Source organism: Aeromonas sp. 55A, assembly GCF_051919665.1.
Lineage (GTDB): Bacteria > Pseudomonadota > Gammaproteobacteria > Enterobacterales > Aeromonadaceae > Aeromonas > Aeromonas veronii.
In genome coordinates, this window is record NZ_JBQBEH010000008.1 from 3,045,529 (window position 1) to 3,068,132 (window position 22,604).

At 59.9% G+C, this 22,604-nt stretch carries 18 protein-coding genes and 1 pseudogene; 10 read left to right on the forward strand and 9 right to left on the reverse strand.

Features of this window, described 5'->3' with window-relative positions; all coding sequences use genetic code 11:
* Window positions 1-7: 7 nt before the first annotated feature.
* The gene (locus ACTG2G_RS18170) at window positions 8-1,561 is read right to left on the reverse strand and encodes a lytic transglycosylase (RefSeq protein ID WP_216978394.1); all 1,554 of its coding nucleotides are present in this window, start codon (window positions 1,559-1,561) and stop codon (window positions 8-10) included.
* Window positions 1,562-1,631: 70 nt separating this feature from the next.
* Window positions 1,632-2,396, reverse strand: a complete 765-nt coding sequence (gene gloB, locus ACTG2G_RS18175) for a hydroxyacylglutathione hydrolase (RefSeq protein ID WP_042055494.1) — start codon at window positions 2,394-2,396, stop codon at window positions 1,632-1,634.
* Between the two features lie 72 nt (window positions 2,397-2,468).
* Between gloB and ACTG2G_RS18180 the strand changes: the two genes are divergently transcribed.
* Entirely contained in the window at window positions 2,469-3,191 is a 723-nt protein-coding gene (locus ACTG2G_RS18180) for a methyltransferase domain-containing protein (RefSeq protein ID WP_202003466.1), read from the forward strand.
* On the opposite strand, the gene rnhA is transcribed toward ACTG2G_RS18180, so the two are convergent.
* Complete coding sequence (gene rnhA, locus ACTG2G_RS18185; protein ID WP_227342319.1) at window positions 3,179-3,643, reverse strand: ribonuclease HI; 465 nt, start codon at window positions 3,641-3,643, stop codon at window positions 3,179-3,181. The genes ACTG2G_RS18180 and rnhA overlap by 13 nt on opposite strands.
* Window positions 3,644-3,718: 75 nt before the next feature.
* On the opposite strand from rnhA, the gene dnaQ reads away from it, so the two are divergent.
* Window positions 3,719-4,453 (forward strand): DNA polymerase III subunit epsilon, encoded by a 735-nt coding sequence (gene dnaQ / locus ACTG2G_RS18190; RefSeq protein ID WP_266135550.1) that lies wholly within the window; start codon window positions 3,719-3,721, stop codon window positions 4,451-4,453.
* Window positions 4,450-5,712 (forward strand): TIGR03503 family protein, encoded by a 1,263-nt coding sequence (locus ACTG2G_RS18195; protein WP_421386092.1) that lies wholly within the window; start codon window positions 4,450-4,452, stop codon window positions 5,710-5,712. The genes dnaQ and ACTG2G_RS18195 overlap by 4 nt, the downstream gene beginning before the upstream one ends.
* A gap of 100 nt (window positions 5,713-5,812) precedes the next feature.
* Here the strand turns inward: ACTG2G_RS18195 and ACTG2G_RS18200 are convergent, their stop codons facing one another.
* Window positions 5,813-7,330: an HD domain-containing phosphohydrolase gene (locus ACTG2G_RS18200; protein WP_216954328.1), complete on the reverse strand. Its 1,518-nt coding sequence runs from the start codon at window positions 7,328-7,330 to the stop codon at window positions 5,813-5,815.
* A gap of 312 nt (window positions 7,331-7,642) precedes the next feature.
* Between ACTG2G_RS18200 and ACTG2G_RS18205 the strand changes: the two genes are divergently transcribed.
* The 7 genes from ACTG2G_RS18205 (at window position 7,643) to ACTG2G_RS18235 (ending at window position 15,751) form a co-directional block, all read left to right on the forward strand.
* Window positions 7,643-8,446, forward strand: coding sequence for a siderophore-interacting protein (locus ACTG2G_RS18205; protein WP_069526731.1), 804 nt, complete (start codon window positions 7,643-7,645; stop codon window positions 8,444-8,446).
* A 278-nt stretch (window positions 8,447-8,724) separates the two neighbouring features.
* The gene (locus ACTG2G_RS18210; protein WP_439985915.1) at window positions 8,725-10,692 is read left to right on the forward strand and encodes a TonB-dependent receptor domain-containing protein; all 1,968 of its coding nucleotides are present in this window, start codon (window positions 8,725-8,727) and stop codon (window positions 10,690-10,692) included.
* 124 nt (window positions 10,693-10,816) lie between these two features.
* Window positions 10,817-11,833: a FecCD family ABC transporter permease gene (locus ACTG2G_RS18215; RefSeq protein ID WP_421347727.1), complete on the forward strand. Its 1,017-nt coding sequence runs from the start codon at window positions 10,817-10,819 to the stop codon at window positions 11,831-11,833.
* 7 nt (window positions 11,834-11,840) lie between these two features.
* Window positions 11,841-12,878 carry a FecCD family ABC transporter permease gene (locus ACTG2G_RS18220; protein ID WP_100645521.1) on the forward strand — a complete coding sequence of 346 codons (1,038 nt, stop codon included), beginning with the start codon at window positions 11,841-11,843 and terminating at the stop codon, window positions 12,876-12,878.
* Window positions 12,878-13,681, forward strand: coding sequence for an ABC transporter ATP-binding protein (locus tag ACTG2G_RS18225; RefSeq protein ID WP_100645522.1), 804 nt, complete (start codon window positions 12,878-12,880; stop codon window positions 13,679-13,681). Before ACTG2G_RS18220 ends, ACTG2G_RS18225 begins: the two co-directional genes overlap by 1 nt.
* Window positions 13,682-13,764: 83 nt before the next feature.
* Window positions 13,765-14,682: an ABC transporter substrate-binding protein gene (locus tag ACTG2G_RS18230; protein WP_421323376.1), complete on the forward strand. Its 918-nt coding sequence runs from the start codon at window positions 13,765-13,767 to the stop codon at window positions 14,680-14,682.
* A gap of 280 nt (window positions 14,683-14,962) precedes the next feature.
* Window positions 14,963-15,751, forward strand: coding sequence for a hypothetical protein (locus ACTG2G_RS18235; RefSeq protein ID WP_429205122.1), 789 nt, complete (start codon window positions 14,963-14,965; stop codon window positions 15,749-15,751).
* Window positions 15,752-15,826: 75 nt separating this feature from the next.
* On the opposite strand, the gene ACTG2G_RS18240 is transcribed toward ACTG2G_RS18235, so the two are convergent.
* From ACTG2G_RS18240 to ACTG2G_RS18260, 5 genes and pseudogenes are all read right to left on the reverse strand, one after another.
* Window positions 15,827-16,177 (reverse strand): copper-binding protein, encoded by a 351-nt coding sequence (locus ACTG2G_RS18240; protein ID WP_439985716.1) that lies wholly within the window; start codon window positions 16,175-16,177, stop codon window positions 15,827-15,829.
* Window positions 16,178-16,221: 44 nt separating this feature from the next.
* A pseudogene (locus ACTG2G_RS18245) lies at window positions 16,222-19,349 on the reverse strand (efflux RND transporter permease subunit).
* A 73-nt stretch (window positions 19,350-19,422) separates the two neighbouring features.
* A complete protein-coding gene (locus ACTG2G_RS18250; RefSeq protein WP_439985717.1) occupies window positions 19,423-20,961 on the reverse strand; it encodes an efflux RND transporter periplasmic adaptor subunit in 1,539 nt (512 codons plus the stop codon).
* 272 nt (window positions 20,962-21,233) lie between these two features.
* A complete protein-coding gene (locus ACTG2G_RS18255; protein ID WP_421386093.1) occupies window positions 21,234-21,734 on the reverse strand; it encodes a hypothetical protein in 501 nt (166 codons plus the stop codon).
* A 57-nt stretch (window positions 21,735-21,791) separates the two neighbouring features.
* Window positions 21,792-22,544 carry a substrate-binding periplasmic protein gene (locus tag ACTG2G_RS18260; protein ID WP_439985718.1) on the reverse strand — a complete coding sequence of 251 codons (753 nt, stop codon included), beginning with the start codon at window positions 22,542-22,544 and terminating at the stop codon, window positions 21,792-21,794.
* Window positions 22,545-22,604 lie beyond the last annotated feature (60 nt).

Here is a 22,604-nt window from a genome sequence, read left to right on the forward strand (position 1 = left end):
GTGAGGCTTAGCTGTTGTTCTTCACAAACAGAGTCAGCTCCTGACCGGGTTTGAGGTAATCCCCTTTATCCAGCTGGTTCCAGCGCATCACATCGTTGATGGCCACCTGGAAGCGAGCCGCGATGGAGGAGATGGAGTCGCCACGACGAACCTGATACACCATCGATTTGTCGCTCTTCTTCCCTTGCTTGGGATAGACCACCAGCTTCATGCCTGGCTTGAGCGCCGACTTGGCATTCAGACCATTCCACTTGGCGAGCTCTTCGTGGGAGACACCGTGCGCCTGGCTGATGCTCCACAGGTTGTCACCCGAGCGCACCTTGTAACTGACCTTGGCCTTCTGGCTGCTGCCACGGCTTGCCAGCTGCTGCGGTTTGCTGGCGGAGCTGGCCTTGCTGCTGACCTGACCATGGGTCGGGATCACCAGTTGTTGACCGCGACGCAGGTTGTTGCTGCGCAGATTGTTGGCCAGCTTCAGCTCGCTCACGCTGACGCCGTGATTCTGGGCGATGCGCGACAGAGTATCGCCACTGGTGACCTGATAGGAGCGGGTACGAATACGCTCGCTCTTGGGCAGATCAGCTAGTGCCAGCTCCAGGGTATCGGCATACTCCACCGGTACCAGCAGGCGGTAAGGGCCACGGGGCGACATCACGCCACGGCTCAGGGCTGGATTGACCTCCTTGAGCTGTGACGTGCGCAGACCTGCCAGTTGGGCGGCCACATTCAGATCGATCTGGCTGCCAGTCTCAACCACACGCAGCTTCGGCTCGTTGGCGAGCACCGGCAACTGGATATTGTACTTGTCCGCATTGCTGATCATGTCAGCCATGGCGAGGATCTTGGGCACATACATCCGGGTTTCGCGGGGCAGATCGAGCGACCAGTAGTCGGTCGGCTTGCCTGCGCGCTGGTTACGCTGGATGGCGTTGCGCACCCGGCCTTCACCGGCATTGTAGGCGGCCAGCGTTTGCAGCCAGTCACCGTCAAAGAAGCGGTTCAGGTATTCCAGATAGTCGAGCGCCGCATTGGTGGAGGCCAGCACATCGCGCCGTCCATCATACCAGTTGTCGTGGCGCAGACCGAAGTTTCTGCCTGTCGCTGGCACAAACTGCCAGAGTCCGACGGCATTGCTGCGGGATCGGGCATGAGGATCAAACATGCTCTCGATCATCGGGACAGTAATAAGCTCCATTGGCAGCTCACGCCGTTCAATCTCCTCTACCATCAGATAGAGGTAGGGTTCAGCCCGGCTGGCAATGGTCGCCAGATGCTTATCATTGCGCAACAGCCACTCACGTTGCTGGCGGATGCGCGGGTTGTCCGGAGTTTCCAGTTGCATATCATCGCTGATACGCACCCACAGATTGTCCGTCTCTTCCATTTCATCCAGTTGTTCATCGCCAAACAGGAAATGGGAAGAGTGTTTTTTATGCGCTTTTTTCTTGACCTGGGGGGACTTGATCGGCTCGATTGCCGTTAGCGCCCGGTCATCCTGATGGCTCAGGTTTTGGCAGCCGCTGAGCAACAGCGCTGCCAATAAGGCCGTTCGTACCTTCATCTCGTTCCGGTCATTTTTGGGAAAAACAGCCCGCATCATAAGGGGCAATGGCCCCCTGATCAAGGTTTGTTCAAAAAACGTCCTTCCACTGACGCAAGATGGTGAAGGTATCTACCGGATTTTCCACGCATTTTAGCCCCTTCTTTTCAGCAGAAAATTTTACCGAATCGAGCTCGCAGCGCAGAAAAACATTAAACTTGCGTTCATCCTCCAGCCGGGTGGGCAGGCTTGGCAGCCCTTGTTGCCGCAGTTTGCTGATCAGTCCGATCTGATCACGGATCGCCGGATTGTCCGGTTCAACTGCATAGGCAAAGCGCAGGTTGGAGAGTGTGTACTCATGGGCGCAGTAGATCAGGGTCTCGTCGGGCAGGGCGGCAAGGCGCTGTAACGAGTGGTACATCTGTTCCGGCGTCCCTTCAAACAGGCGGCCACAACCGGCCGAGAAGAGGGTATCGCCACAAAAGAGCATGCCGTTACCATAGTAAGCGATATGGCCACGGGTGTGCCCGGGCACATGGATTACCTCGAGGGCGAGGCCGTGCCAGTTGATCTGATCACCATCTTCGAGCCACTGGCCATGATGATCTGGCATAGGGTCAAGTTTGGGGCCATACAGTCTCGCGTGGGGGAAGTGCTCGAGCAATGTGCTGACGCCTCCCACATGGTCATGATGGTGGTGGGTGAGCAAGATGGCATCAAGCACGAGATCCAGTGCCGAGAGCCGCTCCAGCACGGGGGCGGCATCGCCCGGATCGACAACCAGACAGTGATTTTCGTGTCTAATCAACCAGATGTAATTGTCATTAAAGGCTGGAACTGTGATCACTGGATACATGAGTCTGCTTCTCTTTAGGGAGGGTATCTTATATAACAGGATGGCGTTCGAAACCGCGAGTTGAACCCTATTATGCAGGTGGCACGTACCGAACAACAAATCGAGATCCCGACCAGCTGGTCAGCGCTGCCTATGGGTGACTGGGTGGCGGCCGAGATCCAGGAGCGGCTCGACAGCTGGTGCCCCAACTTGTTCGGGTATCACTTGCTCAAGGTCGGAGCCCTGAGCGCCGAGCTCTCCTGCAAATGTTCATCCATTCGTCATCAGGTGGGCGTCGCGCCTGAGGGACGACTGCTGGACATCTATGGCGATCCCCTCGAGCTGCCGGTGCGAACCGGCAGCGTCGATGCCTGTCTGCTGGCTCACTGCCTCGATTTCTCCGCCGATCCCCATCAGGTATTGCGTGAAGCCGAAAGGGTGCTGACCGATGATGGCTGGCTCATCATCAGTGGTTACAATCCGGTGAGTCTGGTGGGAGTTGGCCACTGTATCCCTTTTTTACGGCGCAAGTTGCCCTGGTCTGCTCGGATGTTTACCCCTGGGCGGGTGACGGACTGGCTGCATCTATTGGGGTGTGAAGTGATGTTTGACGAGCGTTTCGGTTACTCGTTTATGGGTAAACAGAGCTGGCACAGCTGGTGGCGGGAGAGTATCGGGCGGGATTATTGCAAGGCGTTTGCGTCGGTATACGTGATTGCTGCCCGTAAACGGCGTTTTCCACTGATCCCGGTGCGGCGGCGCTGGCAACTGCCAAAGTCCCTCGCTACACCGGGCATGGCCCGTCAGGGCTGGTAACCGGTATCCTCGGCCAGATCCTTGCCGCAGGCGGCATCTCTGGCCAGCTCGTCGCACCGTTCGTTCTCCGGATGGCCGGAGTGGCCCTTTACCCAGAGCCACTCAATCTGGTGGCGACCCACTTCTGCATCCAACTCCTTCCAGAGATCGACGTTCTTGACCGGTTGACGATTGGCGGTCATCCACCCCTTCTTTTTCCAGCCGATGATCCACTGGGTGATCCCCTGGCGCACATATTGGCTATCGGTGGTGAGGCGCACCTTGCAGGGCTCGTTGAGGGTTCGAAGCCCCATGATGGCTGCCATCAGCTCCATCCTGTTATTGGTGGTCAGCTTGAAGCCGGCTGAAATTTCCTTGCGGTGTTTGCCATAAACCATGACTGCGCCATAGCCACCCGGGCCCGGGTTGCCTAGGCAGGAGCCATCTGTGAATAAATCAATCTGTTTTAACATGAGCAATCAATCTGTTTTAGCCAGAGGCTTGGGGTAAACTAGCGAGTAAAGCCGAAGTTTGACATAGATTGGATCATGAACACACCCCAACTGAATCGCCAGATCATTCTGGATACCGAAACCACAGGTATGAATACCGGTGGTGGCCCCGTTTACCTTGGCCATCGCATCATCGAAATCGGCTGTGTGGAGGTGATCAACCGCAAGCTGACCGGTAACCACTATCACGTCTATATCAAACCTGATCGTCCGGTCGACCCGGAAGCGGTACAGGTACATGGTATTACCGACGAGTTTCTGCGTGATAAGCCGTCGTTTAGCCAGATTGCCGACGAGTTCCTCGAGTTTATCCGGGGCGCCGAGCTGATCGCCCACAACGCGCCGTTTGACGTGAGCTTCATGGACTATGAGTTCAGCAAGCTCGGACTCAACTTCAAGACGACGGATATCTGTACCATCACAGATACCCTGGCGATGGCGCGGGATCTCTTCCCCGGCAAGCGCAACAACCTGGATGTGCTGTGCGATCGTTACGGTATCGACAACTCCCACCGTACCCTGCACGGGGCTCTGCTCGATGCGGAGATCCTGGCGGACGTCTACCTGCTGATGACCGGCGGCCAGACCAAACTCAATCTGGCTACCGAGAGCAACGAAAACGAAAGCAATCAGGACACCAGCATTCGCCGGTTGGAGAGCAACCGACCCGCCCTCAAGGTGGTGCGTGCCAGTGCCGAGGTTCAGGCCCTGCACGAAGCGAGACTGGATCTGGTACAGAAGAAGGGAGGGAGTTGTTTGTGGCGGCAATGAGCAAGTGGTGTGCCGGTCTGCTGTTGTTGCTCTCGCTGGGGGCGACGGCGACCGAGGTATTTGCCCCTTCCGATATTCCGCTGCTGGATAACCGCTTTCGCATCGATTACGGGGTGAAGGAGATCACCTTCATTATCAAGCGCAAGCCGGGCACTCCGTCCGTGATCCTGGTTCGCCCCGATGGCAGCAAGCTTTACGTGGGCAAGGTCAAACCTGCCGATGTGGGTTGGCTAGCATTGCCGGAGCATGATCTTATTACTCTGCGCAATCCGATGCCGGGCCCCTGGCAGGCGATCGGCGAGGTAGATCCCGACAATCGGGTTCGTATCCTCTCCGATATCCGGCTTGATATTGCCGCCTTGCCGATGCAGCTCTATCAGGGAGAGGTGGTCAAGCTCAAGGCGTGGTTGCTGATCAATGGCCAGCCGCCGCAAGATAAATACTATCTCTCTGATCTTGGCATGACCGTCAAGCTGCAATCGTTCAGCGATGCCGATAAGAAAGAGGTCGTGCTGGATCAAGTACTTGGCCACTATCGCGATGATGGCAAGGGGCTGGACGAAGTGCCGGGTGACGGCATCATGACGGCGGAAGTGACACTACAGGATATTCCCGCCGGCAAATACCGCGCCATGTTCAGCACAGGTAATCAGGTGTTTGTCCGAGCCCGCTATCAGGATGTGCTGCTCTATCCTTATCCGTTCAGCTATAACCTGACACCCCCTTCGGAAGAGCTGGGCGCCAAATTGTCGCTGCTGATCGATCGTGATGAACTGGATCCGGCCTCTGTCGCGATCAAGGGGAGTGTCACCAGCAATGTGGGTGGCCTCTACGAGTTTAGCGAGACGGCCAGTGAGCCCAAGCTTGATATCGATCTCTCTGCCATCAAGGAGGTCGGTCAGCATGAGGTGAAAGCGACCCTTTATGGCACCACTCGTCTGGGGCGCGAGCTGAAGATCGAGTTGCCGGTGAAAACCTTCAATATCTTTCCGCCCCCTCCGCCTCCCGCAGAGGTGGCATCAGCAGCCGCTCAGGCCTCCAGCGCCGAGTCTACCGAAGAGCAGCCTGAAGAGGGAATGGGGTGGCTACTTTGGGTTCTGGTTGGGGGTGGGGTACTACTGGTGTTGCTGGGAGGCGCAGGTTTTGTGGTGATGCAAAAACGGCGTGCTTTTAAACGTGCGCTAGCAGCAGCTCAGGCTGAAAATCAACAAAACGGCCAACCGGCAGCCAAGCTGGATCTCAATTTGCCAGAGCAGTAGCCCAGACTCGGGAAAAACGATACACCAGAGAGAAGAAACCGCCCTCGATAAGCAGGGCGGTTTTTTAGCTCGAACCCTTAGGATAAGGGATTGGCAGCAATCAGTGATCGCCAATATAGACATCCTTGTTCTGCTCGCGGATTTCGAGGAACTTGTCCAGATTGGCCATCATCAGCTCGACCAGCTGGGGGTCGAAATGCTGCCCCTTCTCCTCTTCAATCAGGGCCAGCACCTTGTCCAGCGGCCACGCTTTCTTGTAGCAGCGATCCGAACCCAAGGCATCGAACACATCGGCCAGTGCCACGATCCGTCCTTCCAGTGGGATATCGGCCCCCTTCAAACCGCGGGGATAACCGCTGCCATTCCACTTCTCATGGTGATTGCCTGCTATGGTGGCGCCAATCTGGAACAACGCCAGATCGCTGCCGGAGAGCATATCCTGACCGAGTTGGGCATGAGTTTTCATGATCTCCCACTCTTCCGGGGTCAGCTTGCCCGGTTTGTGCAAAATGGCATCGGGAATACCCACCTTGCCAATGTCGTGCAGTGGTGAGGCCCGTTTAACCAGCTCGCTCTGCTCTTCGCTCATCCCCAGCAGATGGCAGAAAAGCTCGGTGTAGAGCGCGACCCGTTTGACGTGTAACCCTGACTCCTTGGAGCGGGTTTCGACCAGTTCGCCGATGCGATAGATGATCTCCCGCTGGTTGTCGGCGATCACCTCGTTGAGCCGGATATTTTCAAGTGCCACTATGATGTTTTCGGTAAACAGGGTCAGCAGGCTGGTATCGATCTGACTGAGCTGGCGAGTGGTCTCGATATGAAACAACAGGTGGTGGCGCGGGTTTTGGCAGTAGAGCACCATCTGGTTGGTGTTGTAGATATTGCAGCCCCGGGTCATGGCCTGACGCAGTATCTCGGGTGCCTCTGTCAACCGCACCGGGGGATGACCTGGCAGCAGGGGCTCCAGCAGTTGATCCTTCACTTCGTAGGCATATTGTTTTACATCGTAAATCTGGGTCTCTCCCAGATGGAGCAGGGCGCTCAGCTGCTCTTGGGCGCCTTCGACAAACTGACGCAGCGCCCGTTTCTCAAAGATCCCCTTGGAGGCTTCGATGACTTTTTCCAGCCCTTGCCGGTTGCTTTCCAGGGTGCGGATATCCCGATAGGAGCGCAGGCTGGCACGCAGCAGGGTGCGCAGCTTCTGGGAGGTGAGCTCGGTTTTATCCTTGTAGTCGTTGATGTCGTAGTTGGTCACCACGTCATCTTCCGGCGCTTGGCCGGGTTGGCCGGTACGCAGCACGATTCGTACCATCTTGTTTTGCAGCTCTTCACGGACATATTTGACGACATCAAGACCGGCGTGATCGACCTCCATCACCACGTCCAGCAGCAGCAGTGCAACATCCGGGGTGGTGGCCAGCAATTTTTTTGCCTCTGCTGCCGAATAGGCATGCAGAAACTCGATGGGACGATTGTCAAACTCGAATTTGTTTAAAGTGATCTTGGTGATGCGATGCACTTCCGGTTCATCGTCAACAATCATCACCCTCCAGCCTGCTTGCTGCGCGTCGGGGAGGGAGAGCTCGTCATCATCAATAATCAGGATCTGGTCATCCATCATACAATCCTGTTTGGCATCCTGTGCTTACATTAACTGCTTCACTAAGGATAGGAAACTTATTGAGAAATAAAATTTGATCTCGAAAAACTATGGTCGAAATAGGCAAATGGAACCCTGCGTGACAGTGTTGTTGTCCGGCTGCTTTCTTCGTCCAATCATGGGACTAGCGTGCATAAGCCCGTTTCTCTGTTCGGGGGCTGATGGTAGTGATTAGTGATGTTTGAGCCGGATAGACGAGAAATAATCGCATTTGATAGTGATTCCCATTTGTGTGTAGCATAGGCAACACACTCAACGAGGAGCCTCATTGTGTCCCCATCTCTGCCTCCCAATCGTCCCCGTCTGCTGACTGTCAAAGCCATTACCCAGATCACCCCCCATTTGCGTCGTATCACCTTTGGTGGCAGCGAACTGGCTGACTATCCCTTCACCTGCGGTGGGGCCCATATCAAGGTGATGCTGGCCCAGCCCCATCAGGTAGAGCCGGTGCTGCCTGCAATGACCCCGAGCGGCCCGCGCTGGAGTGACCCGGCTGACAAGCCGGTGATCCGCACCTACACCATCCGCGCGTTTCGCCGTGATGAGCAGGAAATTGATATCGACTTCGTGCTGCACGGTGACGGCGGGCCCGCCAGCGCCTTTGCTACCCATGCCAAGCCGGGAGAGAAGGTAATCCTCTCCGGGCCGGGTGGTCCCAACCCTATGCTGCAACCGGCCGATCACTACTGTCTGGTAGGGGATCTCACCGCCTTGCCCGCCATCATGGCGATGTGCGAGGTGATGCCTGCCGATGCCAGAGGGGAAATTGCGATTCTGGTGCCGGATCAGGCCGATGCTCAGCCTTTGACGCTGCCGGTCGGGGTGCGCTGTCACTGGTTTGTCGGCGAGCCCGAGTCCAGCGGCCTGCTGGAGCATGTGATTGCTCTGCCGCTGGTGCGCGATGGTGGCTTCTTCTGGCTGGGTGGGGAAGAGGCGCTGGTGCTGCCGCTGCGCCGCCATTTTCGTTCCGTGCTCGAGGTGGATCGTCAGTCGCTCTACGCCGTGCCGTACTGGCGCCGGGGCAAGAGTGAAGAGGCCTATCACCAGACCCGTCACGATGTGATGGATAATTAAGCGGATGCGAAAGAATACCTGATTCACGCTTGCAAATAAAAATGATTTGCATTTAGTATTGCGCCGTCCCGATGTCAGTCGGTATGGCGCTTTTGTTATTGATGGCTGCGAGTGGCATAACACAACGCAGGGCCTGCCGTAATGCACTGATGTTCGGGGTGATGGGGCATGGACGACTGTTCATGCCAATGAACTCCATCACTTTGCACCGGGTCTGGCGAGGTCAGATAGGGATGTCGGTGGGGTTGGCCCTGGTTGTTTTATGTGGAGTATTGATGATGCGTACATCATCCCGACGATTTGCAGTGCATCCGCTGGTGTTGTCCCTTTTTACCCTGCCAGTTCTGGCCCAAGGGACTGCGCCTGTTACCGCTCATGAAACCATGGTGGTGACGGCGACCAAAACCCGGCACAGCGAGCTGACCGCCCCGGCCAGCGTCTCTGTGGTGACTCGGGCCGAGCTCGACAAGCTCAATGTCAATGACCTCACCGGCGCTCTGAAACAGTTGCCGGGGGTCAATATCAGCCCTGCCACCAGCTACGGCCGCAGCGAGATCAAGTTGCGCGGGCTGGAGGGGGATTACACCCTGTTGCTGGTCAATGGGCGGCGTATCAGCTCCCGCGATGCTCTTACCTCCGGTTATGGCAATGATTTCGATCTCTCCGCCATCCCGATGGCGGCCATCGAGCGTATCGAAGTGATCCGTGGCCCCATCTCCTCCCTCTACGGTGCCGATGCGCTGGGTGGGGTGGTCAATGTCATCTTGCGCCAACCCGGGGAGAAGACCGAAGCGGCGGCCACCTATACCTTCAGCGACCCCACCGACGGTCACGGCGGGGATATCAACAAGGCGAGCGCCTATGTGGGCGGGGCGCTGATCGACAACAAGCTGCTGGCCAACCTGGTGGTAGAAGGGAACCACAGGGATGCCTGGCAGAGCGAGCAGAGCATCAACCCCAAGGCCGATGCCATCGAGCAGCGTGAAAAGCTGGGGATCCTCTCCAACGTCAAATGGTTGATCGATGATCGTCAGGATCTGGATGTAGGGATGAACTACGCCAAAGACGATCGGGAGGCCCACTGGAACAACTACGGCCAGACGCCGCGCAATATCCAGCAGATGGAGCGACTGGGGCTCAATGCCACTCACGTCGGCCGTTGGGATCAGTTCGACAGCCGGGTCGGCTATGCCTTCGAGCAGGTTGACCTGTTTGACGACTCCGAACTGATGACGGCGCTGAGCAAGACCAGCGGCGATGTGAGCCAGACCAACCACACCTTCGATGGCCAGCTGAGCGGTAATCTGGGCAGCCACCTGCTGACCAGTGGTGCCGAGTACCGCATCACCGAACTCAAGCATAACGTCAACCTCAAGGGGGGCGATGTCAGCGTCAACCAGAGCGCGCTCTATCTGCAGGATGAGTTTGGCTTTGGCGATCTGGCGTTGACACTGAGTGGCCGGGTCGATCACCACGAGACCTATGGCACCGAGTTCAGCCCCCGCGGTTATGCCCTCTACAGCCTGACTGACAACTGGGTAGTCAAGGGCGGCATTGGCAAGGCGTTCAAGGCGCCGACCATTGCCCAGTCCAACCCGGATTATGCCGTAGCCGCCTGTCGCGGTCGCTGCGCCGTAATGGGCAATCCGGATCTGAAACCGGAAACCGCCGTCAGCTACGAGCTGGGCACCGCCTATGATGGTTCGTTCTGGGGCGCCGGGGTTACCGCCTTCCACAATGATATCAAGGACAAGATCCAGAGCGAGGCATGGACCTCCACCTGGCGTCCGGCGGTGATGACCTATCAGAACGTCAGCAAGGCCCGCATCAAGGGGGTGGAGCTGAGCGGCTGGTTTGATATCACCGATACCCTGACCCTTTCCAGCAACGTCACCCTGATCGACGGAGAGGACAAGACCAGCGGCAAGGATCTCTATCGGACGCCGGAGCATACCGCCAACGCCAAGCTGGAGTGGCAGGTCATCGAGAGCCTGAGTACCCAGCTCGGCTGGAACTACACCGGCAGCCAGATCCTTCCGGTTCCGCGCATGAGCGGCACCACCTATGAGACCACCGCCGGATTCCACACCCTGGATATCGGGGCAGTCTGGAACGCCACTCGGGCACTGGATCTGAAGTTCGGGCTCAACAACCTGACCAATACCAAGCGTGACTGGGTTGCCACCGAGGCCGATCAGATCCTCGACGGGCGCACTGTCTATGCCGGTGTGGCCTACAAGCTGTAATGGCTGAGCGGGAGCCCGCACTGGCGGGCTTCCGTTGTTGCCACGGTATCACCTCGGATGACGACTTTTATTAAAACCACATGTATTTCAACAAGATGGCATTGCAATCATAAGGAGTTAAAGGGTGTTTAGAGACCAGACCTCGCTGTTCTGGCTGGGATTGTTCCTCCTGTTCGTACTGCTTTCTCTTTCGCTCGCCACCGGTGCGGGTGTCTATGGTGCTCGCGAGGTGCTCGGCTACCTGATGGGGGATGCCCGCTGGGCTGGCGACGAGAAGCTCGCCATGGTGCTCAATACCTTGCGACTGCCGCGCACCCTCTGCGCCATGGTGGTCGGCGCCTCTTTATCTCTGGCGGCCTCCTTGTTGCAGAGCGCGACCCGCAATCCGCTGGCGGAGCCCGGTCTGCTCGGGGTCAACGCCGGGGCCGTCTTTGCGCTGGTGGTGGGGCTCACCTGGTTCGGGGTGGAGTCCGCCTACGGCTATCTGCTCTGGGCCGGACTCGGTGCGCTGCTCGGCAACGTGATTGTGCTGGGGCTCGGCATGATGATTGGCCGCTCCAACCCCCTCAAGCTTATTCTGGTCGGGGTGGCGCTTTCCGCCACCTTCGGCGGTCTCTCCAGCTTTCTGCTGCTCTCCAACAAGATGGTGCTGGAGCAGTACCGCTTCTGGAACCTCGGCTCCCTGTCGGCGGCCAATCTCGATGCCATCATAGCCGTACTGCCCTTCGTGCTGGGGGCGTTTGTCATCACCTTGCTGCTCTGTCGCCAGCTGACCCTGATGCAGATGGGGGACAGTCAGGCCCAGGCGCTGGGGATCCGCCCAAACCGGGTGCGAATTGGCGTGCTGCTGGCCGCCACCCTGTTTACCGCCAGTGCCATCGCCATCGCCGGCCCTATCGGCTTTGTCGGCTTTCTGGCCGCCTACTGTGGCCGATTGGTGGAGCCGGTGAAGCTGTCGGTGCAGGTCTGTTTCTCCGCCCTGTTCGGCATGCTGTTTCTGCTGTTGGCCGACATTCTGGCGCGCTGGCTGATCCAGCCGTTCGAGCTGCCCAACGGGGTTATTCTGGCCCTGATTGGCGCACCTGTGCTGATCGCCATTGTTCATCGCGGGGGCTTTCGTACCCTGCTGACCGTCAAGTGAGGGGTTGATGCGTACACCTACCGATATGCTCTGCCTGCGGGCCGGCAACCGCTCTTTGCTGCTCCATCTGCCAAGCTGGCGCGGGCTGGCTCTGCTGGCCGTGGCGTTGCTGGCCCTGGCTCTGCTGGCCCTGAGCGTTGGCGGCGGCAAGCTCGGCTTTGCCGGGGTGGTCAACACCCTGATGGGGGAGGGGACGCGGCTTGAGCAGCTCACCCTGTTCAAGATCCGGCTGCCGCGCATCCTTGGGGTGGTGGTGGCGGGGGCCGCAATGGGGCTCTCAGGCTGTCTGGTGCAGACGCTGGTGCGCAACCGGCTGGCCACACCCGACATGGTGGGGGTCAACAACGGCGCCTCTCTGGCCATCATCATCTTCTCCCTCTATCTGACCGTGGGCAGCTGGCCCTGGTGGGCGGCCCCCATCGGCGCCATCTTCGCGGCGCTGGTGCTCTATGCCCTCTGCCGCAAACCGGGTGAGCAGGGCTATCTGTTCGTGGTGATCGGTATCGGCCTCTCCGAGCTGTTCGAGGCGCTCGGCCAGTTCGTGATGTCCACTCAGGCCCTGCTGCACCTGAGCTCCCTCTATTTGTGGAATATGGGCAGCTTTATCGCCGTGGGTTACAGCACCATCACCCCCATCGCCATCCTGTTGCTGCTGCTCTGCCCGTGGATCGTCTATCTCTCCCGCTCGCTGGCGGTGCTGCGCTTTGGCCCCGAGATGGCCAGAGGGCTTGGCGTCAACGGCGATCGGGTGCAATTGGGCATTCTGGCCCAGGCCATTCTGGTGGCGGCGCTCGGCACCGCCATCGGCGGCCCCGTGGTCTTTATCGCCATGGCAGCCCCCATTCTTGCCTCCTGGCTGGTAAAAGACCGGGTGGTGCCGCTCTGGCTGGCGGCACTCAGCGGCGCCCTGCTGCTGCTTGCCAGTGATACCCTGGTTCGGGGGCTGGCCAGCCCCCACGAGGTGGCGACCGGTATCATGACCCGCATTCTCGGTGGCCTGTTGCTGCTGTTTCTTCTCGTTAACGATCGCCAGAGGGCTGACTGATGACGCTCACCGTAAATCGCCTCCACTTCGCCTATCAGCAGACCCCCATTTTGCGGGACATCTCCTTCAGCGTGCCGAGGGGCAAGCTGGTGGGGATCGTCGGCCCCAACGGCTGCGGCAAATCGACCCTGCTCAAGCTGCTATCTGGCCAGATGAAAGCCCAACGCGGCGAGATCCTGCTCAAAGGCAAGCCGCTTGCCAGCTACCCCATGAAGGGGCTGGCGCGGGAGCTCGCCTATCTGCCCCAGCGGCCCACCCTGCCTGCCGGCATTCTGGTGGAGCAGCTGGTGCAGTATGGCCGTCACCCTCATCAGGGCTGGTTCAATCAGTGGGGTGAGGAGGATGCCCGCATGGTGCGTATTGCCTGCGAGCGAATGCAGCTTGAGGGGATCTGGCAGCAGAGCGCTGCGTCCCTCTCCGGCGGGCAGGCACAGCGGGCGTGGCTGGCGATGATCCTGGCGCAGGACAGCGACATGGTGCTGCTCGACGAGCCCACCAGCGCCCTCGATATCGGTCACCAGACCGAGGTGATGGAGGCGATCCATCGCATCACCGCCGAGGGCAAAACCGTGCTGCTGGTGATCCACGATCTGGCGATGGCGGCCCGCTACTGTGACGAGCTGATCGCCATCGGCGAGGGGACCATTGCCGCCATGGGCCCGGCCCGGGAGGTGGTGACCAAGTCCTTGATCGACCGGCTCTACCAGACCAGCGTCGACATTCTGCATGCCCCCGGCGACGGGGCGCCCATTATCGTGCCCCGTCGCCACGAACATGGCCGTGCCCTGCGTTCGGCGAGTTGAGTCATATGGGCCTGCTCTGTGGGCCCACCGAGTGTATTCACGCGGCCGATTATCCGGGCCGTGTAACGAGAAGGAGTGAAATGATGAAGCGTTTTGCCGCCCTGGCAGCAGCCATCCTGATGCTGGCCGCGCCGCAGGTTCAGGCGCAGGAGATGCGTGAAGTGACCGATGCGTTTGGCCAGAAGGTGCAGGTGCCAGCCCAGCCAATGCGGGTGGTGGTGCTGAGCGAGCTCGAACTCGACAGCACCCTGACCCTGGGGCTGACCCCCATCGGCGCCGTCAATGGCCGTGGTCAACCCACCTTGCCCCGCTATTTGCTGAACGAGGCGGGCATGGGTATCCAGGTGATCGGCGATCTCGACAGCCCCAATCTGGAGTCGCTGATTGCGCTGGAGCCCGACCTTATCCTGACCGGCCAGACCCGTCCCGAGCTGCTGACCTTGCTGGGGGAGATCGCGCCGACCGTGGTGACCAGCAAGTGGGGTGAGCCTTGGCAGGATAGCTTTCGCCGCACCGCTCACACCCTCAACCGCGACCAGCAAGGGGATACTTTCTTGCTGCAGTATGCCGAGCGGTTGACTCAGGCCCGCAGCAAGCTGGCCAAGCATCAGGGGGAGAGCATCAGCATAGTGCGCTGGAACCCCAAGGGGCCGAGCTTTATGTATCAGGGCACCTTTGCCAGCAGCGTAGTGGAGTCGATGGGGCTGGTACGCCCAAGCAAGCAGCAGGGGACTGGCGCACCCCACTCACCGGCGCTGAGTCTGGAGTCCCTCAACCTGCTGGATGCTGACTGGCTGGTGGTCGGCACTCTGAGCGCCAGCGGTGATGCGGTGGATGCCATGCGACAGGCGGAGCAGACCCCGGCGTTCCAGCAACTGCCGGTGATCAAGGCCAAGCGCTTTGGCGCCGTTGACGGGTCGCTCTGGACCTCCAGCGGCGGCCCGCAGGCGGCCCTTAAGGTGATCGAGGATGTGGAGCAGTTGCTGGCAACCCGCAGCTGAACGAGCGCGTTATCTGAGGGATGAAATCTGTGCGAATGAACCACAGATAGAGTATCTATCAGTGGTTCATTAATGTGGATGTTAATTTCTTTTATTGGCTCATTCGCAAAAGAGTGCTTTCGTTTATTGATTAATGTGTGAATTGCTGCACGTTCTGGGTACGAGCCTCGCGGTATGGCTTTTGTCGCCCCCATTTTTCCGTATGGTATGAGCGTTTATTGGGTCAAGGGTTAATTGCTGCTTGTTCCCGTTAAGTGCTTGCTACCAAAGAGGAATCTAAATGAACGAGAGTCGACGTAGAGTCACCCTGGGGCTGTTGAGTACCCCCCTGGTCGCCACCCTCACCGGCTGCAACAGCAGCAATGACAGCCAGGGGAGTGCGGCGGATTTTCGCACCACCCTGACCGACCGGCTGAGCGCCGAGCTGCACGACGAGCAGACGGCCCGCCAGCTGGCCCCCTTCATCGAGGAGGCCTGCTTCAACATGACCCCGTCCCGGGTCGCCATCGACCAGGCCCACTGCGTCATCGCCTTTGCCTTCGGCAACCGCCCCAACGCCTCGGGCAACCCGGATGAACTGGCCGAGCCCGGCCCCATGAACGAGGCTCTGGCTGCCTGCTGTGCGGCCCTCTATCGGCAAAAGCCGGTGCCCATGTACGTGCAATGGGAGATTGCCCGCTTCCTCGACTCGGCCCGCTATCCGGACATTCCAGCCCGGGATGTCATCTCCATCGAGCCTTACTGGGATAATGAAGGCAAGCTGGTCTACCTCAGCACGGACGGCGTGGTGGAGGCCATTGTCAGGGATTATGCCGGCGGAGATGCCGCCACCCTTGGCACGGCGGCCGTTATCGGTCACCGCGACCACGTCAAGCGCTGCATCATCACCTGCCGTGCCCGCAAGGTGGCGAGCCATGCCCCGGAGGGGATCGAACTGCCCGTCTGGTACGACGAGCAATCCGATCAACCCTGGACCCGTCGCCGCGACCTCTATGTGCTGCAGGATATCTCGGTTCAGTTGATGGGGGTGGCGCAGGCCAACATAGCCCAAGCCTATCCGAACGGCTGAGGAGGCCGCTCGGCGGATGGTGCAATAACAGAAAACGGCGGGATGATCCCGCCGTTTTTTTTGAAATGACTCTGATTACTGTTTCTGGATAGTGGTTACGGTTAGCTTGCCGTCCGGGTTCTCGGCGTGAAAACGCACCGCATCCCCCACCTTCAGATCCTGGAGCTGGGCCGGGTTAGCTACTCGAAAGACCATGGTCATGGGGGGCATCTTGTTCTCGATCGCCTCGTGCTTGATGCCGACTTTGCCGCGCCCCTCATCGAGGCGGGTAATGACCCCCTTGGTCATCACCATTGCGGCCTGTTCGCTCATCTCACCCGTCTGACTCATATCGTGCCCTTCATGGTGCATCATCTCTTCGGCTTGCAGGTTGGTCTGGGTGGCAAGGCCAAGCAGCAGGGTCAGGGTCAGCGTTTTGTAGTTCATGATGGTTTCCTTATCGTTCAGTCAATATGGATCGTGAAATCGGGTTATTCGGATTGCGGGTACGCGCTCTTGCCAAGGCTGCGACTGCGCCACAGGTAGTAGGCGGCGGGCAGCACCAAGAGGGTCAGCACCAGCGCGCTCACCATGCCGCCGATCATGGGGGCGGCGATGCGCTGCATCACCTCGGATCCGGTGCCGTGGCTCCACATGATGGGCAAGAGGCCAGCGATGATGGTGACCACCGTCATCATCTTGGGGCGTAGGCGCAGGGCGGCGCCGTGGATCACCGCCCGGTGCAGACCCGCCTTGTCCGGCTTGCCACTGGCCACCAGGTCATCCCAGGCATGGTTGAGGTAGACCAGCATCAAGACGCCGGTCTCTACCGCCACCCCCGCCAGAGCGATAAAGCCCACCCCGACCGCCACCGAGAGGTTGAAGTCGAGCAGCCAGAGGGTCCAGATCCCCCCACCACCGCCAGCGGCAAGGTGGTGAGAATGAGCAGCACCTCCTGAACGCGGCGAAACGCCAGATAGAGCAGCAGCACGATAATGGCGACCGTCAGCGGCACCACGTAGGCGAGGCGCGCCTTGGCCCGTTCCATGTACTCGTATTGGCCAGACCAGGTGAGGGCGTAGCCCGCCGGCAGCACCAGATGCTTGCCCACCTCGGCTTTGGCCTCATCGACGAAGGAGCCGATATCGCGGCCGCGAATATCGACGTAGACCCAGCCGTTGAGCCGCGCGTTTTCACTGCGCAGCATGGGGGCTTCATCGCTGATGTAGACCCGGGCTACATCCGCCAGCGCGATGCGAGCGCCACTTGGCGTGACCACCGGCAGCAGCTCCAAGCTGGCTACAGAATCGCGATAGCTCTGGGGGTAGCGCAGGTTGATGGGATAGCGTTCGCGCCCCTCGATGGTTTGGCCCACCTCCATGCCGCCCACTGCGGTGGCGAGCACCGCCTGTACATCGGCGATGTTGAGGCCATAGCGGGCCGCTTTGAGCCGGTCGATATCTACCTTGACGTAGCGGCCACCCGCCACCCGCTCGGCGTAGACCGATGAGGCGCCCTCCACCTTGCCAACGATCTGTTCGAGCTGTTGGCCGAGTTGCTGGATCACCTTGAGATCCGGCCCCGCTATCTTGATGCCGACCGGGGTCTTGATACCGGTGGCAAGCATGTCGATGCGGGTCTTGATGGGGGGCACCCAGGCGTTGGTGAGGCCGGGGAAGCGGATGAGGGAGTCGAGCTCCTCTTTCAGCTTCTCCGGGGTCATGCCGGGGCGCCACTGATCCCGGGGCTTGAGCTGGATGCTGGTCTCCATCATCACCAGATCGGCAGGGTCGGTGGCGGTTTCGGCGCGCCCCGCCTTGCCGAACACGTTCTGCACCTCGGGTACGGTACGAATGAGCTTGTCGGTCTGCTGCAAAATCTCCCGCGCCTTGCCCACCGAGATATTGGCTGCGGTGGTGGGCATATACATGATGTCCCCCTCGTCCAGCGGCGGAATGAACTCGGAGCCCAGGTACTTGAGCGGCCAGAAGCCCGCCACCGTGACCACGGCGGCGATGGCCAGGGTGGTTTTCGGGCGGGCCAAGACGGCTTTGAGCAGCGGCACATAGCCCTGGCTTAGCCAGCGGTTCAGCGGGTTGGCTTGCTCCGCCAGCACCTTGCCACGGATGAAGTAACCCATGATCACCGGCACCAGCGTGATGGCGAGCGCGGCAGCCGCCGCCATGGCATAGGTCTTGGTGAAGGCGAGGGGGTGGAACATCCGCCCCTCCTGCGCCTCCAGCGCAAACACCGGCAGGAAGCTGATGGTGATGATCAGCAGGGAGAAGAAGATGGCAGGCCCCACTTCGATGCTCGCCTCTGTGATGATGCGCCAGCGGTTCTTGTCGGTGAGCGCCTCCCGCTCCATGTGTTTGTGGACGTTCTCGATCATCACGATGGCGCCATCCACCATGGCGCCGATGGCGATGGCGATGCCCCCCAGCGACATGATGTTGGCGTTGATCCCCTGCAGGTGCATCACGATAAAGGCCACCAGAATGGCGATGGGCAGGGTAATGACCACCACCAGTGACGAGCGCAGGTGGAACAGGAAGGCGAGGCAGACCAGCACCACCACGGCGAACTCCTCCAGCAGCTTGCCGGAGAGGTTATCGATGGCGCGCTGGATAAGGTCGGAGCGATCGTAGACGGTGACCACCTCCACCCCCTCCGGCAGGCTGCTCTTCAGCTGAGCGAGCCGCGCCTTGACCCCGTCGATGGTGTGCTGAGCATTCTCGCCATAGCGCATGACGATAATGCCGCCCACCACTTCCCCTTCGCCATTGAGCTCGGCCAGGCCGCGCCGGCTCTGGGGCCCGGTGACCACATCCGCCACGTCGCCCAGCAGCAGCGGGGCGCCGCGCACATTGGTGCCGAGCGGGATCTGCTTCAGATCCTCGACGCTCTTGAGATAGCCGTTGGAGCGCACCATGTACTCCGCTTCCGCCATCTCGATGACGGAGGCGCCGGTCTCCTGATTGCCCTGCTTGATGGCGGTCTCGATAAGGGAGAGCGGGATGCCGTAGGCGCGCAGTTTGTCCGGGTCGACCCGCACCTGATACTGGCGCACCATGCCGCCCACGGTGGCAACTTCGGAGACCCCGTCCACCGTCTGCAACTCGTACTTGAGGAACCAGTTCTGCAGCGAGGTGAGCTGGCTGAGGTCATGCTTGCCGGTTCTGTCCACCAACGCGTACTGGTAGACCCAGCCCACCCCGGTGGCATCGGGGCCGAGCTGGGGGCGGGCGGAGGCGGGCAGGTTGGGGGCCACCTGGCTCAAATACTCCAGCACCCGGGCGCGAGCCCAGTAGAGGTCGGTGTCGTCGTCAAACAGCACGTAGACGAAGGAGTCGCCGAAGAAGGAGTAGCCGCGCACCGTAGTGGCCCCCGGCACCGCCAGCATGGCGGTGGTGAGCGGGTAGGTCACCTGATCCTCCACCACCTGGGGCGCCTGGCCGGGGTAGGAGGTCTTGATGATCACCTGGACGTCGGAGAGATCCGGCAGGGCGTCCACCGGGGTCTGTTTGACCGACCAGAGCCCCCAGGCGGTGAGCATGACGGTCAATAGCAGCACCAGAAAGCGGTTGCCGATGGACCAGCGAATAATCGACGGGATCATGATTGAACTCCTTTCTCACCAAGTACAGAGAGCGGAGAGCGGTTGCCTGCTAGGCAGCGAATGATGGCAGGGATCATGATTTCTTCTCCACCTCGGGCATCGCCATCTGATGCTGGCTATGGTCCATGCCTTCCATCTTCTCCATCTCATCTGCCGCAGGCTTGGCGGTGTCGCCAGTTGCTGGTGCTTGCTCTTGCTCTTGATGGATGGTGGTGATGCGGTACTCATCCCCCTCCTGCATCACCTGCAGATGGAAGGTCTGTCCCTCGGCCAGCTTGCTGATATCGACCCCGTCGGCGACGGTGAATTCCATCTCCATGGCGGGCCACTGCCACTCGGGGATGGGTTGGTGGGAGACCATCAGGGTACGGTTGGCCAGATCGATGCTTTCAACCTCGCCCTGGGTCCATACCTGGGCAGGGCGCACTGCCGTCATACGCTGGAAGTCTGAATCGATGGCCGACTCGGAGTCGAGCAGGAACTGGGCCGAGCTGACGATGTTATCCCCCGCCTCTACCCCTTCCTTGATGGCCACCTTGTCGCCAAACTGGGGACCCAGAGTGACGGCCACCGACTTGAAGCTGCCATCCCCCAGCGCCAGCACCAGCCGGTCCTGGCTGCCGGTACGGATCACCGCTTCGCTCGGCACCACCGGTTGCGGCTCTCCCTTGCCCGCCTGAATCGTCACCTTGGCGAACATATTGGGTTTCAAAAACTCGTCCGGGTTGGCGAAGCGCAGCCGCACCTTGAGGGTACGGGTGGTGGCATCCAGAGTCGGGTAGAGGTAATCGACCCGGCCCTGCCAGTGGCGGCTGGGGGCGTAGTCGAGGGTCATGGTGACCGGATCCCCCACCTTCAGCTGGGCGGCCTGGCGCTCGAACACCTCTGCACTCACCCACACCTGCTTGAGGGTGCTGATGTTAAAGAGCGCCGCGGCGGGCTCCACATACTGGCCTTCGCGCACCTTCAGCTCGGAGACATAACCGCTGCTGGGGGCATAGATACGCACCGTCTCCTGCACCTGACGGGTGCGCTTGAGGGCCGCTATCTGATCTGCCGGTACCTGCAGGGACTTGAGCTTGCCTTCGGCGGCGCGCAGCAGCAGCGGGTTGGCAGTGTTGAGGGCCAGCAGGTATTCGTGCTGGGCGTTGACCAGATCCGGGGCGTAGAGCTCGTAAATAAGGCTCCCCTTGCTCACCTGCTGCCCTTCGCTCTTGATGGCGAGGGTGCGGATCCAGCCCGCCATGCGGGCGTTGACCGCCTCCAGCTTGTCCTCGTCATAGCCGACGTAGCCCACCGTCTCGATCTGCTGGTGGATAGGGAGCTTCTCCACCTTGGCAAGCCGCACCCCCAGGTTCTGCTGGATCTCGGGGCTGATGGTGACAGTGCCCGGTGAGCCGCCCTGTTTTTCCTCATAGACGGGGATAAAGTCCATCCCCATGTTGTCCTTGGCCGGGGCATTGCGCTTGTCGCGCGGATCCATGGGGTTGACCCAGTAGAGCGGCGTCTTCTCCTTGGCCACTGTGCTAGCAGTGGTCTGTTTGGCAGCCCAGTAGCCGCCACCGGCGCCGAGGGCCAGCAGCAGGGCTGATACCAGCAGTTTCTGGCTCATCGCACACCCCCACTTAGTGGCAGGGTGGCAAAGTTCTTGGCGGCGATAAGGCCGGTAACAGGGACAAGTGACATCATATCTCTTCTCTTGTGCAGGCCGCCGGATAAGAGATGGACAAGGCATCACCTAAGGGATTGGCGGCAAACGGGGCGCAGCTGTATCAGCGCGCACGGCTCCCTGTGAGCGGGCCGGTTTGGCCGGGGCACAGGGTCAGGCAAGGCGGCAGGAGACGGGCAAGCCGAGGCTTGCCGCTGCCGCAAGAGAAGCGCTTTCTAGTGGCGCAGCACCGACAGCATCAGATGTCGGCGCGGCCAGGAGGGGGGATGGGTACCGCGTGATCGCAGGAAGGGATCCCGCAACCAGTTATCAAGCAGTGCAGTTGCGAAGTTACTGCCAAGTAGCAGGGGGAAGATCAGCAGGGCGACCAAGACACCCAGCAGAGCCATCGCGCCGAAGGAGAGGGCATTGACGCCGGTCTGCATCTGGCACTCATCGCCCATGGCCGACCCCTCGTCTCCCTGATGGCAGGAGAGGGCCATGGTATCGCTCGGGTGAGACATTGCGGGCATCGCATGAGAGCTCTCGCCATCCGCCATCGCCATGGATGAATCCAACATCACCATTGGCAGGGGGCTGCTTTGGGTCGTCTCGGAGGAGAGGGGAGAACCATGCCAGCTGATGCAGAGGGTCAGATTGCACACGAGCAGCAGAGCCAGCAATAGCCGGGCTAGCAGGGCAGAGGGCAATCTTGTCGCAAGCTGGGTGAGTGACAATCCGGTCATCCTTTAGGATCTGGTATCCAGACTCTAAACCTTGCTTCTGGGAGAAGGTCAAGGCGAGGGCTGGCGCTGTTGTTGCAGATAGATGTAGCTGTATTTCTCCAGCAGCTGATCTATCCACTGCCTCATGCCCGGCGCTTGCAGCATGGGTTCCAGCTGTTCGAGGGTGCCAAGATGGGGAGATTGTAGTGAAACAGAAATATAGAGCTCACCGCGCTGCAGTGGCCACTGCAGATCAGTCATTCCGCTGCTCGGGTAACTTTCGCTCAAAAACAGGCGGCCGGAAGAGCGGCCATAGGGAACGAAGTCGACCCGGTCACTGGCCAGCAGGCCAAATACCTGCTTGAGGGAGTTGACCCTGTAGATGCGGGTATTTGCTTGCAAAAAATCATCCATTTCGCTGCCAAGGCTGACGCCTATCATCATGGCTCCCCGCAGTCCGGTCAGATCCTCCCGTTGCTGCAGCAAGCGGCTGCCGGGTTGGCGCACGAACACCGCCATGTCATTGATGGCCATGGGCGTTCGGGTAAAGCGGGAGTAGTGTGCTCTCTCTTCGTTGCGCAGCGCACAGATATTGATGTCGACCTCTCCTTTCGCCACTTTCTGCTGACAGCGGGCCCAGGGGCCCACATAGGAGAGATCCACATTGAAACCCAACCGTTGATAGAGGGTACTGACTACTTCGGCACAAACGCCGATGATCTTGCCATCGCTCAGCCAGTTCCAGGGGGGATAATCGTGATGACCACAGGCGGAGAGGGTAGTGGTCGTCAAGGTCGTCGCGAGCCAGAGCTGAGCCAGCATATCCGGATCCTGTGCAAAAAAGTCTCGATGTGTGTCATTGAAGCACACCGCAGACAAAAA